The organism is Streptomyces sp. NPDC104307 (assembly GCF_055584045.1).
On record NZ_JBVJMU010000006.1, the window covers coordinates 170,451 to 188,682 of the forward strand.

The following is an 18,232-nucleotide window of genomic DNA, read 5'->3' on the forward strand; positions in this document are numbered from 1 at the left end:
GACGGGGAAGACCGTCACTGGTCCTCCCTCGGGTAGCCGTGCCCGATCGGCGGGTAGAGCCCGCGTACCTTGGCGTCTTCCTCGGCGTAGTGGGCGTCATCGATCACGGTGAAGAAGCGGGTGTAGGGGCGTACGTCGTGGGCGTCGAGGTACATGCCGATCTGTTCGGCCCGCTTCTCGTCGGCCCATTCAGCGGCGTGCAGGGCGTCGTCGGGGAAGCTCATCCGGTCACCGCCACACGCCGATTGACGAGGTTCCCGGTCGGGTTGTGTGCCGGGCAGGACCGCGAGAGCGCCTCACCGTCAAGTACCTGGAGCTCCATCCACCCGGTACCGCCGCAGGGGCAGCCTCCTTCGACCATCGGGCGTCGACTGCGGGCGACCGCCGAGGCGGAGACGGGGATGCTGCCGGGACCGATGCTCGAAATGCCAGCGACCGACTCCGCGCGGTCCAGCCGACGAAGGTTGGTGAAACGAGCGGAGTGGGCCCGGGTCTGATCGGCCGTGGTGAGGTTGGCCAGCGACAGGAGCCGGTAGCTCTGGGCGTACGCGGCCGAGCGGTACACCTCTTCCAGCCCCAGCCGGGCCACACCCTGAACGATCCAGGACCCGAGCTGGGCATCGTCGCCCTTGCCGAAGCGGTAGCGGTTCGGCATGTCGGAGGCGTACAGCGCGACCATCCGTTCCACGTTCGACAGCTCCCCTACCGAAACGGGAGAAACAGCGTCGAAGGTGTCCGGGAGGATGGGCGGAGCAATGAGCGTTGCAGGCATGATGGAAGCTCCCTCAGGGGACGAGGGGCGGCGCGCTTACTTGGCGGTTGGGGCGCCGCCCCGAGCTAGTTTGTGGGCAAACCCGCGAACTAACTGAAGGTTAGCCAGCCGCTGAAGGTTGCGCAAGAGGTTTGCCCACAAACCCGCGAAGCCGCATCATGGCTCCATGGACCCGCAACCGACCGCCGCGACTCGCCCCATCCAGTTGCAGATCGCAGACCACATCCGCATGCAGATCGAACGGGGTGAACTCCTCCCCGGAGATGCGCTCCCGACTCTGGCCGACATCTGCCAGCGTTGGTCATGCTCGATGAACTCTGCACGCGGAGCCGTCTCTCTCCTCAAGGCTCAGGGACTCATCACGGCCGGGCGAGGCAAGGCGCCGAGGGTGCGCGTAGCGCCGGCGCGAGTGGTTCGAACCTCCGAGCGTCATCAGGCCGAGAAGGATCTCGCCCGGCGACCGGAGCGCGAGCGATCAACGGTCGGAGAAGCTGAAACAAACCACGGCATGTCGATACACGAGCAGGCGTTCAGTACGGCCTACGACATCGTGACAGCGAAAGAATCTCTCGCAAGCGCTTTGAATCTGAAAGTCGGAGATTCAGTTCTCCGTCGAGTTTACAAATCGACCGATCAGCAAAACGGACTACTGCTTTCCCTTAGTACATCCTTCATTCCGTTGGGCTTGATCGAGAAAAACCCTGAACTGCTGGACGCCGATAATGAACCCTGGCCCGGTGGCACCATGCACCAACTTTCCACTGTGGGAATTGAGGTCATGACCATTGTGGATGAGGTGACGGGCCGTATGCCCACCACGGTGGAGGCGCAAGCGTGGGGCTTGACTGAAGGTATTCCCTTGATCCTTTGCCGTCGAATCTCCCTCGACCATAACGACCGGGTGGTCGAGATTTCAGATGCAGAGTACCCGGCAGACAGGGCAGAACTTCGGTTCGTGACCCCCCTCAAGCCATGGCGTAAGAGGTCAAGGTCAGGTCGAGAAGGAGGGGTGAAGTGAGTAAAGACGTCAAAGAAGAGGACGAGAGGTTCCTCCATCGCGCTATCCAGGTTTCCAGGCATTCTCTGGAACGAGGGGGCACACCTTTCGGTGCAATTATCGTCGTTCAGGGCGAGATTGTCAGCGAGGGGGAAAGTAGTGTGGTGGAAAAATGGGACCCAACGGCCCATGCTGAAGTCGTGGCGCTACGAAAAGCAGGTGAGAAATTGAAGCGCCACTTGTTCGAAGATGGCGTCATGTACGCGAGCAGTGAGCCATGCCCTATGTGTTTGGCTGCGTGTCTCTGGGCTCGAATTCCGCGACTTGTGTATGGCGCCGACAGCCTGGACGTTGCCCGCAATGGCTTTGAGGACGTCCAGTTCTACAGAGAATTGGCTCTCCCGACCGAACACCGCAACGTCATCCACCAGGCTCAGAGCCACAAGCATCACAGGCTCGCCCTTGACGTCCTGACGGACTGGACAGAGCGCTTGCCCGAGCCGGTGCAGCCCAAGCTATGACCGCTCAGGGTTACAGATTTCTCTACCTCATCAAGGCACCCGGCTGCGCTCCGCTCCGCCGGGCGCGCTTCCCGGCTCTGGCTGCGCCCGCGCTCCTGCCTCCGGCCCGCTCGGCGCTGCCGCCGCCGACGCGCGCCCGCAGTGGATAGGCCCGAGGGGCATGAGACGAGAACCAAGCCCGCGGCTTCAAGACGATGCCTCCGGCGGGGGCGCTCAGACTCCGGGATGGTCGGGGCGCCGTTCGCGAGTGCCGACCGGAGCGGGGCGAGCGTCGCGGGGCTCCCATCCCGACCACCTTCGACCCAGGCAGAGCCGAGCAGTCGCGGCCCAGGGCGTCAAGGTCGTTCGTACAGTGGCGCGCTCCACCTTGACGCCCTGAACCACGACCGCTCCACGGAGTGTGGGTCGAAGGCGGACGGGATGGGAGCCGGGGTAGGTGGTGGGATGAGGTAGGAGGCGAGTGCGGGAAGCAGGCCGACCACCGCACCAGATGCGCACCAGAACAGGCGGTAAGCCACGGTCAATGCCGGGCAACGCAAGTCCGCGGACGAGTGCCCCAAAGGTGAGTTTCCCCAGTTCAGATGCATGATCGAAGTCATTCATGCGGTGATTCCCAAGCTCAGAGCGCGAGTTCGATTCTCGTCACCCGCTCTTTGATGAAGGCCCTGGTCGGAGACCAGGGCCTTTTCTGTTAAGTCGTCCGACTGCGTAACTGGGACAGGACTTCTGCGACGGTCATGCCGTACTGGCCCCGGCCCCCGTCCCAGCAGGAGAGAACCGTGCCCGCCGCTTCGGCCATGTCTGCAGGTAGACCGGCGGCACGAAGCGCATCGGCGACCTCCTCCATCTCAGGCGCCCACCGCCAGGCCCGAGCTGCCACGCTCGGCAGGTACTCCGGATCGGAGAGAATCGCGGAGACCATGACCTCCGCTTCGGCCGTCAGCTGCTCCCCGACCCCATGGACGTCGGCCAGCGCGTGCGCGACGCCGGCGAGCGTGCGAGCGGCCTTCTGGTAACTGGCAAAGGCCATCTTCAGAGCGGAAGCGGAACCGACCACGTCACCGACCCGGCACACATGCAGGGCCGTGTCCGTGAACAACGACTCGACCAGGTCGACGGCGGAGCCGGACCCTGCAACATAGAACCGCGCCGTACGCCCCTCCCCCGGCGGTTGACCGAAAACGGAACCGTCGACGACTACGGAGCCGGGGCGGATCTCCTCGTCGATCCTCCGTACGCGCTGAGGGCTAATGGCGTTGACATCGACGTACACCCCGTCGAAAGCGTGCGCAGCTACGGCCCCGGCCACGTCCTCGGCCGCCTGCGGTGGACAGACCGAGAGAACAACCGCGCTACGGGACAGAGCTTCCGCAAGCGAGTCACAGGCTGTGGTTTGGGCCTCCCTCGCGCGGCGCCGCGTCTCCGCGCTGCGCTCCTTCGGCACCCACAGCACCTCGTGGCCGCCGCCGACAAGCTCGGCGCTGACCGCCGCGCCCATGGCTCCAGGGTGCAAGACGGTTACGACAGTCACTGGTGCCTCCGGCGGAATGCAACGAGGGGTGTCTCATCGACATGATCCTCTGCCGTGGTGCAGCACAGCGGAGGACTCGGCGCCTGGCTCGGACGAGCGGCCGCCCGCCGGTACGGGACGAGGTCTCTCACGCGGAGGCCGCGTCATGGGTACCGTGCAGAAGACGAACTCTGTACGGACAGACCGGCGGTCGCGCCGGATCGTCCGGCGGCCGGGAGGTGTCCTGATGCTGGAGGAAGCCGAGGAGATCGGCAAGCGCGCTCGCAGGGCGAGGCTGCGGTTGGGCATGCCGCAGGCCGACCTGGCGACGGCCCTCGGGAAGTCGCAGGGCTGGGTGTCGAAGATGGAGCGTGGCCTGATCGAGCTGGATCGGGTCGGGCTCCTCAACCAGGTGGCCGCCGAGCTGCACGTCCACCCGAACGACCTGATCGGGCGCCCGTACAGCAACTCCCCCGACGACAACCAGTGGCAGGTCGCCGCCTCATCGATTCTGCGCGAACTGCGCCGTTACGACCTCGTCCCCGTTTTCGATGGGACTCCGCGACCCTCGTCGCAGCTGTGGCGTGAAGTGACACGGCTGCACCGCCTGCGGGACACCGCTTCCAACGTGGCGATTCTCCGGGTTCTCCCCGACCTGTTCCGCGAGGCGCGTGCCCTGGCAGAGGAGTCGGAGGGGCACGAGCGGGAGGAGGCGTACGCCGTCTATGCCGTGTGCTGCAAGTTCGCGCACACAGCCGCCCATGCCCTCGGGCATCCCGAACTGGTCGCCATGGCGTGCGAGCGGGCCGCGTGGTCGGCCAGGCTGTCGGGGGACCCCGTGTTGCCCGCCGTCGCCGACTGGATGCGGGTCTGGGACATGTGGGCGACGGCTGACTGGACGGACGCCCTGACGCTCTCGGACAAGGCGATCACCTCGGTGGAGCAGGAGTACGACCGTGGCGAACCGCTGGCCGTACGAGCGTGGGGCACGCTGCAGCTGCGAGCTGCGGTCTCCGCCGCCCGAGCCGGCCGCACCTCGGAGGCCGAGGACCGGATCGGTCACGCGAAAGCTGCTGCCGAACGCATGGACGCGTACGTCGGAGCGCCGGTGTACGACCGGCACTCGCTGACCTTCTCCGCCGGGAACGTGCAGATCCACGCGATCAGCGTGGCTCTGGAGATGGGCAAGCAGGGCAAGGCCCTTGAGATAAACCGTCGTACCAGCCCAGACCTGGTCGGGTCGCTGCCCAACTCCCGTCAGGGACACCACCACATGGATGTCGCGCGTGCCTGGCTGTGGGACGGGAATCGGATAAAGGCCCTGGCCGAGCTGGAGGCAGCCGAGCGGATCGCGCCCCAGCTCGTGCGGAATCATCCCATCGCCCGTTCGACGCTGCGCAGCATCGTCTACGCGGAACGAGCAGTCACGCGGGAGAAGTTGCGGCGCATGTCCGACCGCTTCCACCTGGACGGATAGGGGTCGTATTCCTCCGGCTCATATTCGAGGGTCGTCGTGTCCCTAACTTCAGAGCATGACGCGACAACCCTCTCCTCATCTCCCTTCGCGGGGAGCCGAGTTAGGTACGGCATCCCACTTCGTTCCGCGGCTCGGCGACCTCGCCACCGACAGCGCCCGTGAGGGTCGTGTCGGTGTCGTGGTCGCCCTCCCCGGTGAGGGCTCCGCCACGACCTACCACTTGCGTCCGCCCGGAGGCGGAACCCAGTGGTCCGCGCCCGCCGACGGGACGACGCTCAGGCCCGTGCCGGCGAAGGCCACGCACGCAACGCTGGCCGGCCGGGACGCGGTCTACGACCGGAGGGCCCGGCAGGGATCGGTCCCCGTCGAGTTCCACTTCGACGACGGCTCAACCCTTGACGGCGCACTCATCCTCACCACGGCGGAGCTGGAGCGGCTGTACGCGCAGACCAGCCGCCTCCTGGAGGCGCACGAACGCGCTCTCGGCGGCACCCCGTGACCGGGGCTCGACACCGCCGCGCCCGAAGCGCCGCATCCATCACCCCACGGCCCGACGGCGGGGACCGGCTCGCGCTCGTGTTCCTGACCGTCGTCGGCCTGGTCGGTCCGGCCTGGGCGCTGCACGAGCAGGCCGCTCCGCTTCTCGACGACGCCGGCCACCGGTCCTCTGCCATCGCAGCGGACGCGAGTCCGTCCTCGGACCGCTGAGGCCGCTCCGGCTCCAGCACAGCGCGATCCGTCTGCCGCGCAGCCGCACCCTGTCAGCCATCTGGAACATCCACGCGTGATTCTTCAGGGAGGAATCGTGGACATCCCGTACATCGTCATCGACCAGCTCGTCCCCGAGCAGCAGCGAGTCTGGAACACCTACTTCGGTGACGCCGACCGCCCCCGCTACATCGAGGAGGGCATCTGGCGCCGCACCCAGGAGAAGGACACCGCCGGCCAGTCCGGCTGGGCAACCTCCGACGACGCCCGGCGGCGGATCATTCACTACCGTTACCGGTACGGCCTGGTGCCCACCACAGCGGCACCGGCCATCGGCTTGACCGACCTGTACCTCTACCACTCCACGTCCGCCCCGGCCGACGAGATCGACGCGCACCATGACGCGCTCCTGGACTCGCTCGCCGCCGGCGGTTGGAGAGAAGCACCTGGCGGCTTCTTATGGACCCGCCGGGACCTGAAGTGCCGCATCACCGAACACGACGTCCACCCCCAAGACGCGGCTGTCGGCCGCACGCTGCCCCCTGGCTACCAGAGCCTGGACGTGCAGATCGCCTCAGTGGCCTATGCCCCTCCGCCCGCAGTCCGGCAACTCCCGTGGAACGTGCTGTCCACCGGTATCCGACGCAAAGACCGCCCAGGCACGCCGACGCGCATCCCGGATCTGTCAGTGCTGGCGGACCTGCAACCGTTCCAGGTGGAGATCGGCTGCGGTACGTCCGTGGAGGCGGGCATCCCGCCCCTGCACCGGCTCCACGAGATCTACCGGGTCACCGACCGCCAGGGGCACGAACCTCGCGAGCACCGCTTCACGCTCGCGCCGATGGCCGACACGCTCCTCCACGAGGTCCTGACTGAGCCGGAGGAGAAGGCGGCGGAGTTCGTCGAGATGTTCCGCGCCTGCTTCCTCGCCGAGCCCACCCCTGCGATGCGGGCGCTCAAGGAGCTGAAGGACGCCGGCCACCTGGTCGGGCCGGTCATCACCAACAACTTCGACGTCCTGGCCGCCCGCGCCGGACTCGACGAGTGCTTCATGCGCCGGTACGACCAGGCGGTGCCCGATGTCGAATGGGCCGACGGCACCAAGGCCCTCCTCGTCGTCGGTCTGCATGCCGACCGGCGCAAGGTGCAGGCTCGCGCCCGCGAGCGGGGCATGCAGGTCGTCTACCTCGACCCGGAGGGCTTCTGGCACGACGGCGAGTTCATGCCGTACCCGCTGGAAGGGCCCCAGGACGGGGACCTGGTGTGCCGGGCCACCGCCGCCGAAGCGCTGCCCGCTCTCGTCAACGTCCTGAAGCAGCAGCGAGGTTGACCCACCTGCACGAAGAGGGTCGCGCCGGGTGTGGGCGCTAGCGTGGCGCACCCGGCCGGCCCGGACTCACCGGGCGGGCGAGTACAGGGAAAGGAGCGTCGACCATGCGCGTATCCGTCATCGGCTGCGGTCACCTGGGCATCCCCCACGCCGCTGCCATGGCCGAGATCGGCCACGAGGTCATCGGCGTGGACCTGGACCAGGCGAAGATCGACCGCCTCAACGCCGGCGAGTGCCCGATCTACGAGGAGGGCCTGCCGGAACTCCTGGCTACGCACACCGCGTCCGGGCGGCTGCGGTTCACCACCAGCCTCGCCGAGGCGGGCGAGTTCGCGGACGTCCACTTCCTGGCCGTGGGCACGCCGATCAACGCGGACGGGCGGAGCTACGACACCGGCCAGGTCTTCGGCGCCGCCCGCGCGCTGGCCCCGCACCTGACCCGCCCGACGGTGATCATCGGCAAGTCGACGGTCACCGTCGGCACCTCCCGCGACCTCGGCGCACTTCTCGCCCGGCTCTCCCCGGCCGGTGAGGACGTGGAGGTCGTCTGGAACCCGGAGTTCCTGCGCGAGGGCCATGCCATCGACGACACCCTGCGCCCCGACCGGATCGTGGTCGGCGTCCCCTCGGCCCGCGCCGAGGACGTCGTACGCCATGTGTACGCGCCGCTCCTGGCCGACGGCATCCCGCTGTTCGTCACCGACCCGGCCACGGCCGAGCTGATCAAGGGCGCGGCGAACGCGTACCTCGGCATGAAGATCTCCTTCATCAACGGCGTCGCCGACATGTGCGCCGCGGCGGGGGCCGACGTCCAGCAGCTCACCGAGGCCATCGGCGTCGACCCGCGCATCGGCCGCGGCGGCCTGAACGCCGGCCCCGGCTACGGCGGCGGCTGCCTCCCCAAGGACGTCCGCGCCTTCACCGCTTCCGCCCGCACCTTGGGCGCCACGGAGGCCGCGACCCTGCTGCGCGCAGCGGAAGGGGTTAACGAGTCCCGCCCCACCGCCGCGCTGAAGCTCATCGAGCAGACCCTCGGCCGCCCGGTGGACGGCGTACGCGTGACCGTGTGGGGCGCGTCCTTCAAGGCCGGCACCAACGACGTACGCGAATCCCCAGCCCTGGCGATCGCCGCGCTGATGCACCAGCGCGGCGCGACGGTCACCGTCCACGACCCGCACGCCGTACCCAGTGCGCTACGCCGTAACCCCGAACTCGACTACGCCGACACCCTCGACGCCTCCGTCCAGGACGCCGAACTGATCGTCCTGGCCACGGAATGGCCCCACTTCCGCGAGGCCGACCCCAAGGCCCTCGCCCCACAGGTCGCGGCCCCGGTCCTCGTCGACCTCCGCAACCTCATCGACGCCGACGCCTGGCGCATGGCCGGATGGACCGTGCGCCAGCTCGGACGCCCCGCACAGGAATAACCGAACCCATCGATCGGAGGTCCGACGTGGACACCCTGTGGGACAACATCGAGAAGCTCTCCGCCGTCTGCCGAGCGGCTGGCGCCCATCTCCCCGACGAGGAGCTCAAGGCCCTTCAGGTCGGCAAGGTCGCCGAGGAAGCCGGCGAGGCCATGCACGCCCTCCACGGCCTGAAGGGCCTCACCACCTGCGACGACGACCACACCTGGTCCGAGGTCCAGAACGACCTGGTCGGCGCCGTCATCGCCGCCCTCCTGGCGATGCACTACATCGACCCCACAGGCGCCCGCGCCACCTTCGACGAGATCTTCCACCGCAGGACGCGCAGGGGCCGCGAGGCCGCTGCCGCGGCCTGACGGCCCGGACTTGGTCATCTACCGCTCCAGTTGGGCGCGGTCGACGGCCAAGTCCGACACACAAGCTGCGCCAGGACCTGCTCCCAGCGCAGTAGAACTTTCCCTACTTCATCAAGGCGGCTCGCTCCGCTCGCCGCGCTGCCCAAAGCCTGACGAAGTCGGCGGGAAATTTTATGCCTACGGCTCTGACCTGGTCAGAGCCGTAGGCTCTCCGCGCACGCGGGGCGGCCCCCTGGGCCGTCTTCGCGGATGGCAGGACGGCGGCAGGGACGCCCAGCGCCAGAGGGTCGGAGATCCCGGCACCCGGCATCCGTGGCCACCCGACATCTGCTGGGGTCAGTTCCCGCACCTCGTCCGTGGACAGCACGCCGGACCGTCCCAATCGACGACCTGGCCGCCTGGTCGCGATCAGCGATATGGGACAACACCACGCACCAGGGCCAGGCTCGCACGTAAGCTGTCATCCCGAACTGAAGGCTGGGACGAAGCGATGGCAAGCACCTCGTGCAGGGTCAATCCGGATGTGAACAGTCGGCGTCGCCTGTGGGGCGACTCTGGCGGCTACTGCGGAAACCCCAAGTGCCGAACATATCTGTTTCCGGACGACCTCGACGTCGATTTCGGGGAACTCGCCCACGTCATCCCTGCCTCCCCCGACGGCCCTCGTGGTGTGCCTCTATCAGAGGTATCTGCGAAGGACCGCGGTCACCACAGCAACTTGATCCTGCTGTGCGCCAACTGCCACACAACGATCGATAAAGCTCCGGCACCCTACCCCGCCGAGATGTTGTACGGCTGGAAGCTGGAGCGGGTAGAAGAGATCCAAATCGCCGTCTCCACCCCAGTTTTTCAGAATCGAGCCGAGGTACGATCTCATATCCAAGGCTTACTGGATGACAATTCCTTGATCCATGCAAGGTACGGCCCAGTGGGCGACCCATATCGACAAGGCGACCCGATCCTCTGGATCCGGCATGCGCGGTCCACGATCGTCCCCAACAACCGCAGAGTCCTGCGCGCACTAGATGCAAACCGGCACTTGATGACACCGGAAGAACAACAGACTCTGGCGATTTACCGTCTACACGTCGAGCAATTCGAGAGCCGGCATGTACTCGACGACTTCACAACCGGCACCGAGCGTTTCCCTGAAGGTATCCAGAATATTTTCCTAAACGAGGAACTGACGAGCCGGACATGAACGATGTACGAGGCTGGATCGAAAGCAAACTGGCAGAAAGCCGCTTCTCCTCAACAAGGCTACCGGATCAACAATTGGAGATCGCGCGTACCTCCTACTCGAATGCTCGTGTCCTATGTGTAGGACTCGAGAAGGGGAAAGCGTTCGACATCGAAGACCTAGATGCTGCCGTCACGGATGTGCCCGGCACTGATTTCATCGTGGTGGTACCGACTGCCATCACGCACGCTGCATACGAACGAGCCGAGGAGCTCGGCGTCTGCGTGGCGGGCTTTGGTGAACTCATCAGCGCTCTGCACCACGACGAAGACATGGCCAAGCATGTCGATAGCCAGGAACAGTACGAGCGACGTCGACTGGTCAGCAATATAGTCGTCGCTTCCATTAAGCGGAAAGGCTACCACGCCTACGAAATTCAGCGGAAGGGACTCCGGCCACTCACCGTAATCACGACCAACGTTTACGAGTTCACTGCAGACCGCTTGTACACCATCGTAGAGAGCTACGAAGGCATCCGTCCCGATGTGATCGTCAGCACTAACCCCAATTGCAGGGGCTTTTCCACTGACTCGACTCAGGCTGCCGCCCAGGTAGGGATCCCTCTAGCTCGCCTGAACGACTTCCTTAATGACCTCGGGACCAAGTGGACCTGAACCGTTGGCCTCATCTAAATCTTTTGATTGAGGAAGCCCATAAACTGCCCTCCCTGCAAGTTTGGCTCTTCGGCTCAGCTCTTCGATCCGAACGCCCTGCGGATCTGGACATATTGCTGATTTACGAGGATCGCTCAGCGGTGGTGGCTCTACGCAATATGGCCGACTGGGAGGATGTAGCCCCACCGTTCCACATCATCGCCATGACACGACGGGAAGTCGACGAGTATGAGTTCGTTAGACACACCGGCGCGGTGCGTTTGGCGTAGGCACGCCAGTAGCATGCCTTGGTCGATTCGCCGAGTAACGCCGCGTCTTGCAATGGCCTCTTGCCGAGGTCCCGGTGACACCTCCGTGCAAGCGTCGAAGAGCCGTCGCAACTAGTCCCGTCCAAGTTGGGGCCGTGCCCCAACCGTGCCCAGCAGAGCAGACAGCAGCGGTCAGATACGGCCCCCAGAGACCGGGGCCATCCGCCTGCAACACGCAAAGGTGCAGGTGAGGGCCCTCTAGCAGCCCAAGAACCGCTGATTCCCAAGCTCAGAGCGCGAGTTCGATTCTCGTCACCCGCTCTTTGATGAAGGCCCTGGTCGGAGACCAAGGCCTTGTTTGTTGTCCAGGCCGCACGAAGGTCTCTCGGGTGCTTCACCAGCTTCTGAGCGCGGCCCCATGGACGCTTCCCGCGCGCGACCGGGCCATCCTCCGCCGGGTGGGCCCCCTACTCCGAGCCACTCCACGTCGTGCACCGGCCGGAATCAGCCACGGTGGCCGGAGCCGCCGGTTCGTGCCGTGGGCGCTGTCCTACGCTGCATGGAACCGATAGGCGGCTAGGAACGGGGGATCCGTGGCTGAGGGGACGGCCCTGTCGGAGCGAATAGCGGAGCAGCGGGTTGGTGGCGGTGATCCGCGGGCGATGTTGGGTGAGTTGCGTCGGGCGTTGGTTCTGGTGCCTGTCGATGGTGGTGGGTTGTGGACCGCTGAGCTCGGCGGGGTCCGCTGGGTGTGCGGGTTCACTGACGAGGCGGCGCTGGCCCGGTTCGCACAGGCCCGGGGCACGCTCCATGCGCCAGGGCATGCAGACGGGGCATGGGAGTTCGCGGAGCTGCGGGGCGCTCGGTTGCTGGACGAGGTCATTCCGTCGATGGGAGTGCCCGCAGGGGTCGCGGTGAACATCGCAGATCCGGACGGCTCGATGCTCTTCCCGCCGGTGACGGGAATCGTGCCGGACGCAGTCGCCGTCGACAGAGCGGCCGCAGCCGACGGGGCAGGCTCTACGGCCGCTCCAGGCCATGGCGGGGAGCGGGACCGATGAGCGGCGGCGGCACGGGGGATCTCAACGTCGATCCGGGGAGCGTCAAGCAGATCACCAGCGGTCTGCGGGCAGCGGTGGCCGAGCTGAAGGAGGTCGGCACCGGCACCGGAGCGGCCCTGGGCAAGGGGCTGTCGGACCTGTCGATGACCGGTATGACGGTCGGCTACTACGGGTTGTCGGTGGAATTCGAGGACTTCTGCGAGCGGTGGGAGTGGGGGGTCCGGGCGCTGGTCCAGGACGCCAACACGATCGCGGCGGAGCTGGGGCTGTCCGCCGGGGTCCTGTGGGAGGAGGACCAGTACATCAAGGGCACACTGAAGGTCGTGGTCAACGCCGGCGTGGGCAACCCGAACGCCTCCGAGGCCGACGTCGTCAAGCAGGGCTGGGGTGATGTGCTCACCCCGGACTACCTCAGCCCCGACTACAGCCCCGAGTCGTTCGAGCGAGCGAAGGACGAGGCCGGGCAGACCTGGAAGGACACCGGGCGGGCGCTGCTGACCGAGGGGAACGGCGGCCGGTACAGCGACCAGATGAACAACCTGCTCGGGCGCGACCAGGAGACCTTCGACCGGGATGTGGACGAGGTGTTCGGGCCCTCGCCCGAGGAGCGTGCCCGGCAACAGCAGCAGGACAACGGGGGGAACTGAAGCCATGGGCATCGGGGACATTGTCAGCGACCTCACTCCGGACGTCATCGAGGACGCCGTCGAAGACGGCACCGAGTGGGTCGGTGACCGGGTCGAGGACGTCGGGGACTGGACGGCCGACCGGCTGGAGGACGTGGGCTGGGACTCCGGCGCGGACTGGGTGCGCGAACAGTCGCGCTCAGTGGCGAACCGGATGGGCGCCGAGGTCGACGAGCTGGACCTCGGACAGACCGAGGACAAGACGAAACTGGTCTACGGAAGCCCCTCCGGACTCCGCTCCACCGCCGCCCACCTCAAGGCAATGCAGGGCGCGTTCGACCAAGTCGGCGGAGGGCTCAAAGGGCTGGACGCCTCCACACTCAAAGGCAAGACGGCCGACGCCTTCCGGGACTCCGTATCCATCGAGCCGCCGAAGTGGTTCAAAGCCGCCGACGCCTTCGAGAAAGCCGCGGGCGCCCTGGAGTCGTTCGCCGGGACGGTCCAATGGGCTCAGGGCCAGGCCCAGCTGGCGATCGACCAGTGGAAGGCGGGCACCAAAGCCTCCGAGGAGGCCATGGACGCCCACAAGGACCAGTGCGACACCTACAACAAGGCCGTCGACAAGTACAACGCCCTGCCCTCCGACAAACGCGACCCGGCCACGCTGCCGCCCAAGCCCGGCGAGTTCAAGGACCCTGGCAAGGCCCAGATGGAGGAGGCGCAGCAACTCCTCACGGAGGCCCGGACGCAGCGCAACACCGCCGGGGAGACCGCCCGTACCGCGGTGGCTGCCGCCCGGGACGCCGCGCCGAAGAAGCCCACCTACGCCGAGCAGGCCGTGGACGGGGCCGCCGAGTTCCAGTTGATGAACACCCACTTCCTCGGCGGGATCGCCAAGGGCACAGCCGGAATGCTCAACTTCGTGCGCAGCGTCAACCCGATGGACCCGTACAACCTCACCCACCCCGCCGAGTACGCCCTCTCGCTGAACAACACCGCCGCCGGACTCGTCCAGGTCGCCAACGACCCCTGGGGCGCCGGCAAGCAGATGGTCACCGACTTCATGAAGGACCCCGCCGAAGGCCTCGGCCGCCTCGTCCCCGACCTCGTCCTCACCGCTGCCACTGGAGGAGGCGGAGCCGCGGTCAAGGGAGCCCGAACCGCCAAAGAACTCGCCGACCTGGCCTCTGATGCCCGGAGAGCGGACGACATCGCCGATGCCAGCCGCAAATTTAAGGACAAGTGCTGCGGTCGTGAGCCGGTGGACTTCGCGACAGGACGCATGCTTCTGACCGAAACCGACGTCACCCTCCCGGCCGGCCTCCCGCTGGACTTCCGCCGCTCCTACGAGTCGTCGTATCGAGCGGGCCGCTGGTTCGGCCCTACCTGGTCGTCCACCATCGACCAACGGCTGTTGATTGACCCTCTGGGCGTGGTTTTCCATGGCGAGGACAACCTGCTGCTGGCTTTCCCCCACCCTGCGCCCGGACTACCGGTTTTCGCCGAAGCCGGACCTCAATGGCCCCTGGAGCGGCATGCGGACGGCAGCTACGTCCTCACCGACCCGAGCACGGGTCATATACGGTCCTTCCTACCTCCGCCGGGCGCAGTTCCAGGAGGGAACGGAACCGCCCTCCTGGCGGATGTGATGGACCGTAACGGCCACACCATCACGGCTGACTACGACGACGAAGGCACTCCGCTCGCACTCACCCATTCCTGTGGCTACCGGCTCACCTTCACCACCGAGGAAGGGCGGATCACTTCGCTGCGGCTGAATGATACTGAGCCGGCTTACGCAGCCGACGACTGCGTAAGCGCTGCCGGAGGCACCGATCTCATCCGTTACGGCTACAGAGGCGGTCTCCTCACCGAAGTCACCCGGTCATCGGGCCTTCCGCTGTCCTTCGAGTACGACACCGAAAGTCGGATCACGGCATGGACCGACACCAACGGCTCCCGATTCACCTTCGCCTACGACGAGCATGATCGTTGTGTGACCCAGACCGGCGGAGAGGGCCATCTACGATCGGACTTCCAGTACTCCCAGCCCGACCCCGAGACGGGCCTGCGCACCACCACCGTCACCGACTCTCTCGGCCATCTATGGCGCTACACGGTGAACAACCGGCTCCAGGTAGTCGCCGAATCCGACCCCACTGGTGCTGTTGTCCGTACCACCTACGACCGTTTCAACCGGCTGCTGACACGGACCGACCCACTGGGCACGACGACCGTATTCGAGTATGACAACGCCGGATGCCTCACTCTCATCACTCGTGCTGACGGCAGACAGATGCAAGCCACCCACAACGACTTGGGGCTGCCTATCGAGCTGGTCCAAGAGGATGGTGCCAGCTGGAAGCAGGAGTTCGACGAGCGGGGAAATCGGCTTTGCGTCACCGACCCGAGTGGTCGCACCACCCGCTATTCGTACGGTCCCCTGGGTGACCTCATCTCGGTCACCGACGCTCTAGGGGCCACAACACGAATGCGACGGAACCTGGCTGGCCTACTCACTGAACGTGTGGACCCAAGCGGCGGAATAACACTGTACCGCAGGGATATCTTCGGCCGAATCACCGAACTCCTAGACCCGGACGGTGCCGTGACCGTTTTTGAGTGGTCCGTGGAGGGTCGGCCGACACGTCGCACCGGTCCCGACGGCGCAACCGAGGTATGGGAATACGACGGCGAAGGAAACTGCACGAGCTACACGGACGCCATGGGCCGGACCACCCATTTCCAGTACACCCATTTCGATCTGCTAGCGGCTCGCACCGACCCGGACGGTGCTCGCTACGAATTTGTCCACGACACCGAGCTACGGTTGACTCAGGTGGTGAACCCACAGGGTCTGCAGTGGTTGTACGTGTACGACGGTGCGGGCCGTCTGACGGCCGAGACCGACTTCGACGGGCGGACGACGAACTACGAGGTTGACTCCCTGGGGCGGATTTCCACTCGAATCACCCCGCTCGGCCAGACTATCCGCTACGAGCGGGACAACCTCGGCCGAGTGACCAGAAAGAATGTGGCTGGCCAGGTCACGGCTTACTCCTATGATCCAGCGGGCAGACTGCTCCAGGCATCATCCCCGGGAAGCGAGTTGATCTATCGATACGACCGTGAAGGCCGGGTGAAGTCCGAACTTGTCGACGGGCGTACCGTCACCTATACATACGACGCGGTCGGACGACGTACCAGCCGATTCATGCCCGGTGGTCAGCGGACCTCCTACGCCTATGATGCCGCAGGACGTCCAGCTCTATTCAGGTCCGGCAAGACCGAGTTTCACTTCACGCGTGACAAGTCGGGTCGCGAACTATCACGTCGGATCGGCGAGGCGCTGACTATCTCCTCGGTGCGAGACAGCTTGGGACGAGTTGCCGCGGAAGCGATCTCAGTTGGCGGACGCCCTGTCAATCGCCGCCGGTACACGTACAACGGCGACAGCCACCTGGTGGAGATTGACGACGAACTGAACGGACGGCGCCGTTTCGACCTGGACCCGGTAGGCCGGGTCACCGCAGTCACCGCCTCAGGGTGGGTCGAGTCGTACGTCTACGACAGGAGCGGCAATCAGACCACCGCTGCCTGGCCAGATCAGCATGCCGGTCTGGAGGCCCGGGGTGCTCGTGGGTACAAGGGCACGCGAATTGTCCGCGCTGGCGCTTACCGCTATGAATACGATGACGCAGGACGTCTGGTCCAACGTTCCAAAACGCGATTGTCCCGCACACGGGACACTTGGCGCTATTCCTACGACCCTGAAGATCGGCTCACCGAGGTCGTCACGCCCGACGGCACGGTATGGCGCTATCGATACGATCCGCTGGGCCGCCGTACACGTAAAGAGCGTTTGACTCACGATGGTAAAACCGTGTTGGAACAGACCGGTTTCACGTGGGACGGGACGGTCCTCGCAGAAGAGACCACGACCCGCGCGGGAGAGCCGCACGTGGTCACACTGACCTGGGACCATCAGGGCCTCGCCCCCATCGCCCAAACAGAACGGATCAAGGACTCAGCGAGCCAGCGCGAGATCGACACACGCTTCTTCGCCATTGCCACAGACCTTATCGGCACCCCCACCGAGCTCCTGGACGACCAAGGCGGCATAGCTTGGCGCAGCCGCACCAGCTTGTGGGGCACCACCACGTGGAACGCGGACGCTACCGCATATACCCCGCTCCGGTTCCCCGGTCAGTATTACGACCCCGAGACGGGCCTCCATTACAACTACCACCGCTACTACGACCCAGAAACAGCCCACTACACCTCTGCCGACCCGCTGGGCCTTGCTCCGTCCCCCAACCCCGCCGCCTATGTGCATAACCCGCACACCTGGAGCGACCCCCTCGGCCTGTCGCCCTACGAGAACAACGGTGGACTCGGCCAGTTAGTCAAGGTGCACAAGCCGGACCCAGCAGCCGACGCTTTGGCCGAGCGGCTCGGCGGGGAATCTCGGGTCAGATTCGAAAATGACCCGAAAGGACGTGAGATCGACGCAATCAGCGATGATTACGTCGCACAATCGAAGCCGGGAGGGATGCAGATGGGAAGCGCTCTGCGAAACCAAGCGAAAGCGACATTCGAGTATGCGATACAATCCGGCCGGACACCGTACTTCCACTTCGACGGCGAACCAGGACCCGGCGTCATCGACAAGTTGAAGGAGTACGGCCGTCGTTACGGAATCGAGCCCGTCATCGACACCACACCTCTGGAGTGATATCTGTGTACGAATTTCACGGTTGGTTCGGAATCGCCGAATCGCCAGAAGAATCTGATACCGGAAGCCTTGATGCGGGAATTTCGGAATTGCGTGCGGATATCAGGAACATCGACTGGGCCACCGGCGAGGTTGCACTAAAAACGCACAACGGCGAGTTCTTCCTAATTACCAACGGGCTGATGAATCGCCGCCGCGATGAGGCGGAGGAGCTGGACAAAATCCTTCACCACATCTGTGTGCGTTTCCCCGGATCCTGGGGGCTGCTCTACGAACGTTCGCCTGACATGGAGACACCACCAGGGCAAGGAGCCTTTCGCGTTCGAGTGATGGCCAGGGGTCAGATTCGCATTCACCTGGACCCTTTCTTGTCGCCCGTTCAGCCGGTTATCGAAGACTGACTCAGCCTCGATTCACCGCGTGATCTCTGATCACGCGATATAATCGCTTTCAGGGTGGATATTTGGTTCCGGGCAGGGCGGTTTTCCGGACGGCCGCTCCTGTGGCGGTTCTCCAGGTTCTGCTGCACTGCCGCCAGCCGTGCCCCATCCATGCCCATCAGAGCGGACAACAGCGGTCAGATACGGCTCCCAGGGGCCGAGGGCTATTC

Annotated in this window: 17 protein-coding genes; 14 read left to right on the forward strand and 3 right to left on the reverse strand. The window is 65.5% G+C overall.

Going from position 1 to position 18,232, the window contains the following annotated elements; genetic code table 11:
• Positions 1 to 14: 14 nt before the first annotated feature.
• Positions 15 to 224, reverse strand: a complete 210-nt coding sequence (locus tag ACZ601_RS18060; protein WP_469538829.1) for a hypothetical protein — start codon at positions 222 to 224, stop codon at positions 15 to 17.
• A complete protein-coding gene (locus tag ACZ601_RS18065; RefSeq protein ID WP_469538831.1) occupies positions 221 to 772 on the reverse strand; it encodes a hypothetical protein in 552 nt (183 codons plus the stop codon). The genes ACZ601_RS18060 and ACZ601_RS18065 overlap by 4 nt, the downstream gene beginning before the upstream one ends.
• A 166-nt stretch (positions 773 to 938) precedes the next feature.
• On the opposite strand from ACZ601_RS18065, the gene ACZ601_RS18070 reads away from it, so the two are divergent.
• Positions 939 to 1,790, forward strand: coding sequence for a GntR family transcriptional regulator (locus tag ACZ601_RS18070; RefSeq protein ID WP_469538834.1), 852 nt, complete (start codon positions 939 to 941; stop codon positions 1,788 to 1,790).
• Positions 1,787 to 2,290 carry a nucleoside deaminase gene (locus tag ACZ601_RS18075; RefSeq protein WP_469538837.1) on the forward strand — a complete coding sequence of 168 codons (504 nt, stop codon included), beginning with the start codon at positions 1,787 to 1,789 and terminating at the stop codon, positions 2,288 to 2,290. The genes ACZ601_RS18070 and ACZ601_RS18075 overlap by 4 nt, the downstream gene beginning before the upstream one ends.
• 691 nt (positions 2,291 to 2,981) lie before the next feature.
• On the opposite strand, the gene ACZ601_RS18080 is transcribed toward ACZ601_RS18075, so the two are convergent.
• Positions 2,982 to 3,821, reverse strand: coding sequence for a DUF1932 domain-containing protein (locus tag ACZ601_RS18080; RefSeq protein WP_469538838.1), 840 nt, complete (start codon positions 3,819 to 3,821; stop codon positions 2,982 to 2,984).
• Positions 3,822 to 4,047: 226 nt separating this feature from the next.
• Here ACZ601_RS18080 and ACZ601_RS18085 point away from each other — a divergent pair, with 226 nt between their 5' ends.
• The 12 genes from ACZ601_RS18085 (at position 4,048) to ACZ601_RS18140 (ending at position 18,023) form a co-directional block, all read left to right on the forward strand.
• Positions 4,048 to 5,277 (forward strand): helix-turn-helix domain-containing protein, encoded by a 1,230-nt coding sequence (locus tag ACZ601_RS18085; RefSeq protein WP_469538841.1) that lies wholly within the window; start codon positions 4,048 to 4,050, stop codon positions 5,275 to 5,277.
• A 55-nt stretch (positions 5,278 to 5,332) separates the two neighbouring features.
• Positions 5,333 to 5,776 (forward strand): hypothetical protein, encoded by a 444-nt coding sequence (locus ACZ601_RS18090; RefSeq protein ID WP_469538842.1) that lies wholly within the window; start codon positions 5,333 to 5,335, stop codon positions 5,774 to 5,776.
• Positions 5,773 to 5,985 (forward strand): hypothetical protein, encoded by a 213-nt coding sequence (locus ACZ601_RS18095; protein WP_469538845.1) that lies wholly within the window; start codon positions 5,773 to 5,775, stop codon positions 5,983 to 5,985. Before ACZ601_RS18090 ends, ACZ601_RS18095 begins: the two co-directional genes overlap by 4 nt.
• A gap of 97 nt (positions 5,986 to 6,082) precedes the next feature.
• Positions 6,083 to 7,315, forward strand: coding sequence for an SIR2 family protein (locus ACZ601_RS18100; RefSeq protein WP_469539499.1), 1,233 nt, complete (start codon positions 6,083 to 6,085; stop codon positions 7,313 to 7,315).
• A gap of 104 nt (positions 7,316 to 7,419) precedes the next feature.
• Positions 7,420 to 8,742 carry a UDP-glucose dehydrogenase family protein gene (locus ACZ601_RS18105; protein ID WP_469538848.1) on the forward strand — a complete coding sequence of 441 codons (1,323 nt, stop codon included), beginning with the start codon at positions 7,420 to 7,422 and terminating at the stop codon, positions 8,740 to 8,742.
• A gap of 26 nt (positions 8,743 to 8,768) precedes the next feature.
• Positions 8,769 to 9,098, forward strand: coding sequence for a nucleoside triphosphate pyrophosphohydrolase family protein (locus tag ACZ601_RS18110; protein ID WP_164642703.1), 330 nt, complete (start codon positions 8,769 to 8,771; stop codon positions 9,096 to 9,098).
• A 490-nt stretch (positions 9,099 to 9,588) separates the two neighbouring features.
• On the forward strand, positions 9,589 to 10,299 hold the full coding sequence (locus ACZ601_RS18115; protein WP_469538855.1) for an HNH endonuclease: 711 nt from the start codon (positions 9,589 to 9,591) through the stop codon (positions 10,297 to 10,299).
• On the forward strand, positions 10,296 to 10,952 hold the full coding sequence (locus ACZ601_RS18120; protein WP_469538858.1) for a hypothetical protein: 657 nt from the start codon (positions 10,296 to 10,298) through the stop codon (positions 10,950 to 10,952). Before ACZ601_RS18115 ends, ACZ601_RS18120 begins: the two co-directional genes overlap by 4 nt.
• Positions 10,953 to 11,793: 841 nt before the next feature.
• Entirely contained in the window at positions 11,794 to 12,261 is a 468-nt protein-coding gene (locus ACZ601_RS18125; RefSeq protein ID WP_469538861.1) for a hypothetical protein, read from the forward strand.
• Complete coding sequence (locus tag ACZ601_RS18130; protein ID WP_469538864.1) at positions 12,258 to 12,908, forward strand: hypothetical protein; 651 nt, start codon at positions 12,258 to 12,260, stop codon at positions 12,906 to 12,908. Before ACZ601_RS18125 ends, ACZ601_RS18130 begins: the two co-directional genes overlap by 4 nt.
• A 4-nt stretch (positions 12,909 to 12,912) precedes the next feature.
• Positions 12,913 to 17,622: a putative T7SS-secreted protein gene (locus ACZ601_RS18135; RefSeq protein WP_469538867.1), complete on the forward strand. Its 4,710-nt coding sequence runs from the start codon at positions 12,913 to 12,915 to the stop codon at positions 17,620 to 17,622.
• A gap of 5 nt (positions 17,623 to 17,627) precedes the next feature.
• On the forward strand, positions 17,628 to 18,023 hold the full coding sequence (locus ACZ601_RS18140) for an Imm7 family immunity protein (protein ID WP_469538870.1): 396 nt from the start codon (positions 17,628 to 17,630) through the stop codon (positions 18,021 to 18,023).
• Positions 18,024 to 18,232 lie beyond the last annotated feature (209 nt).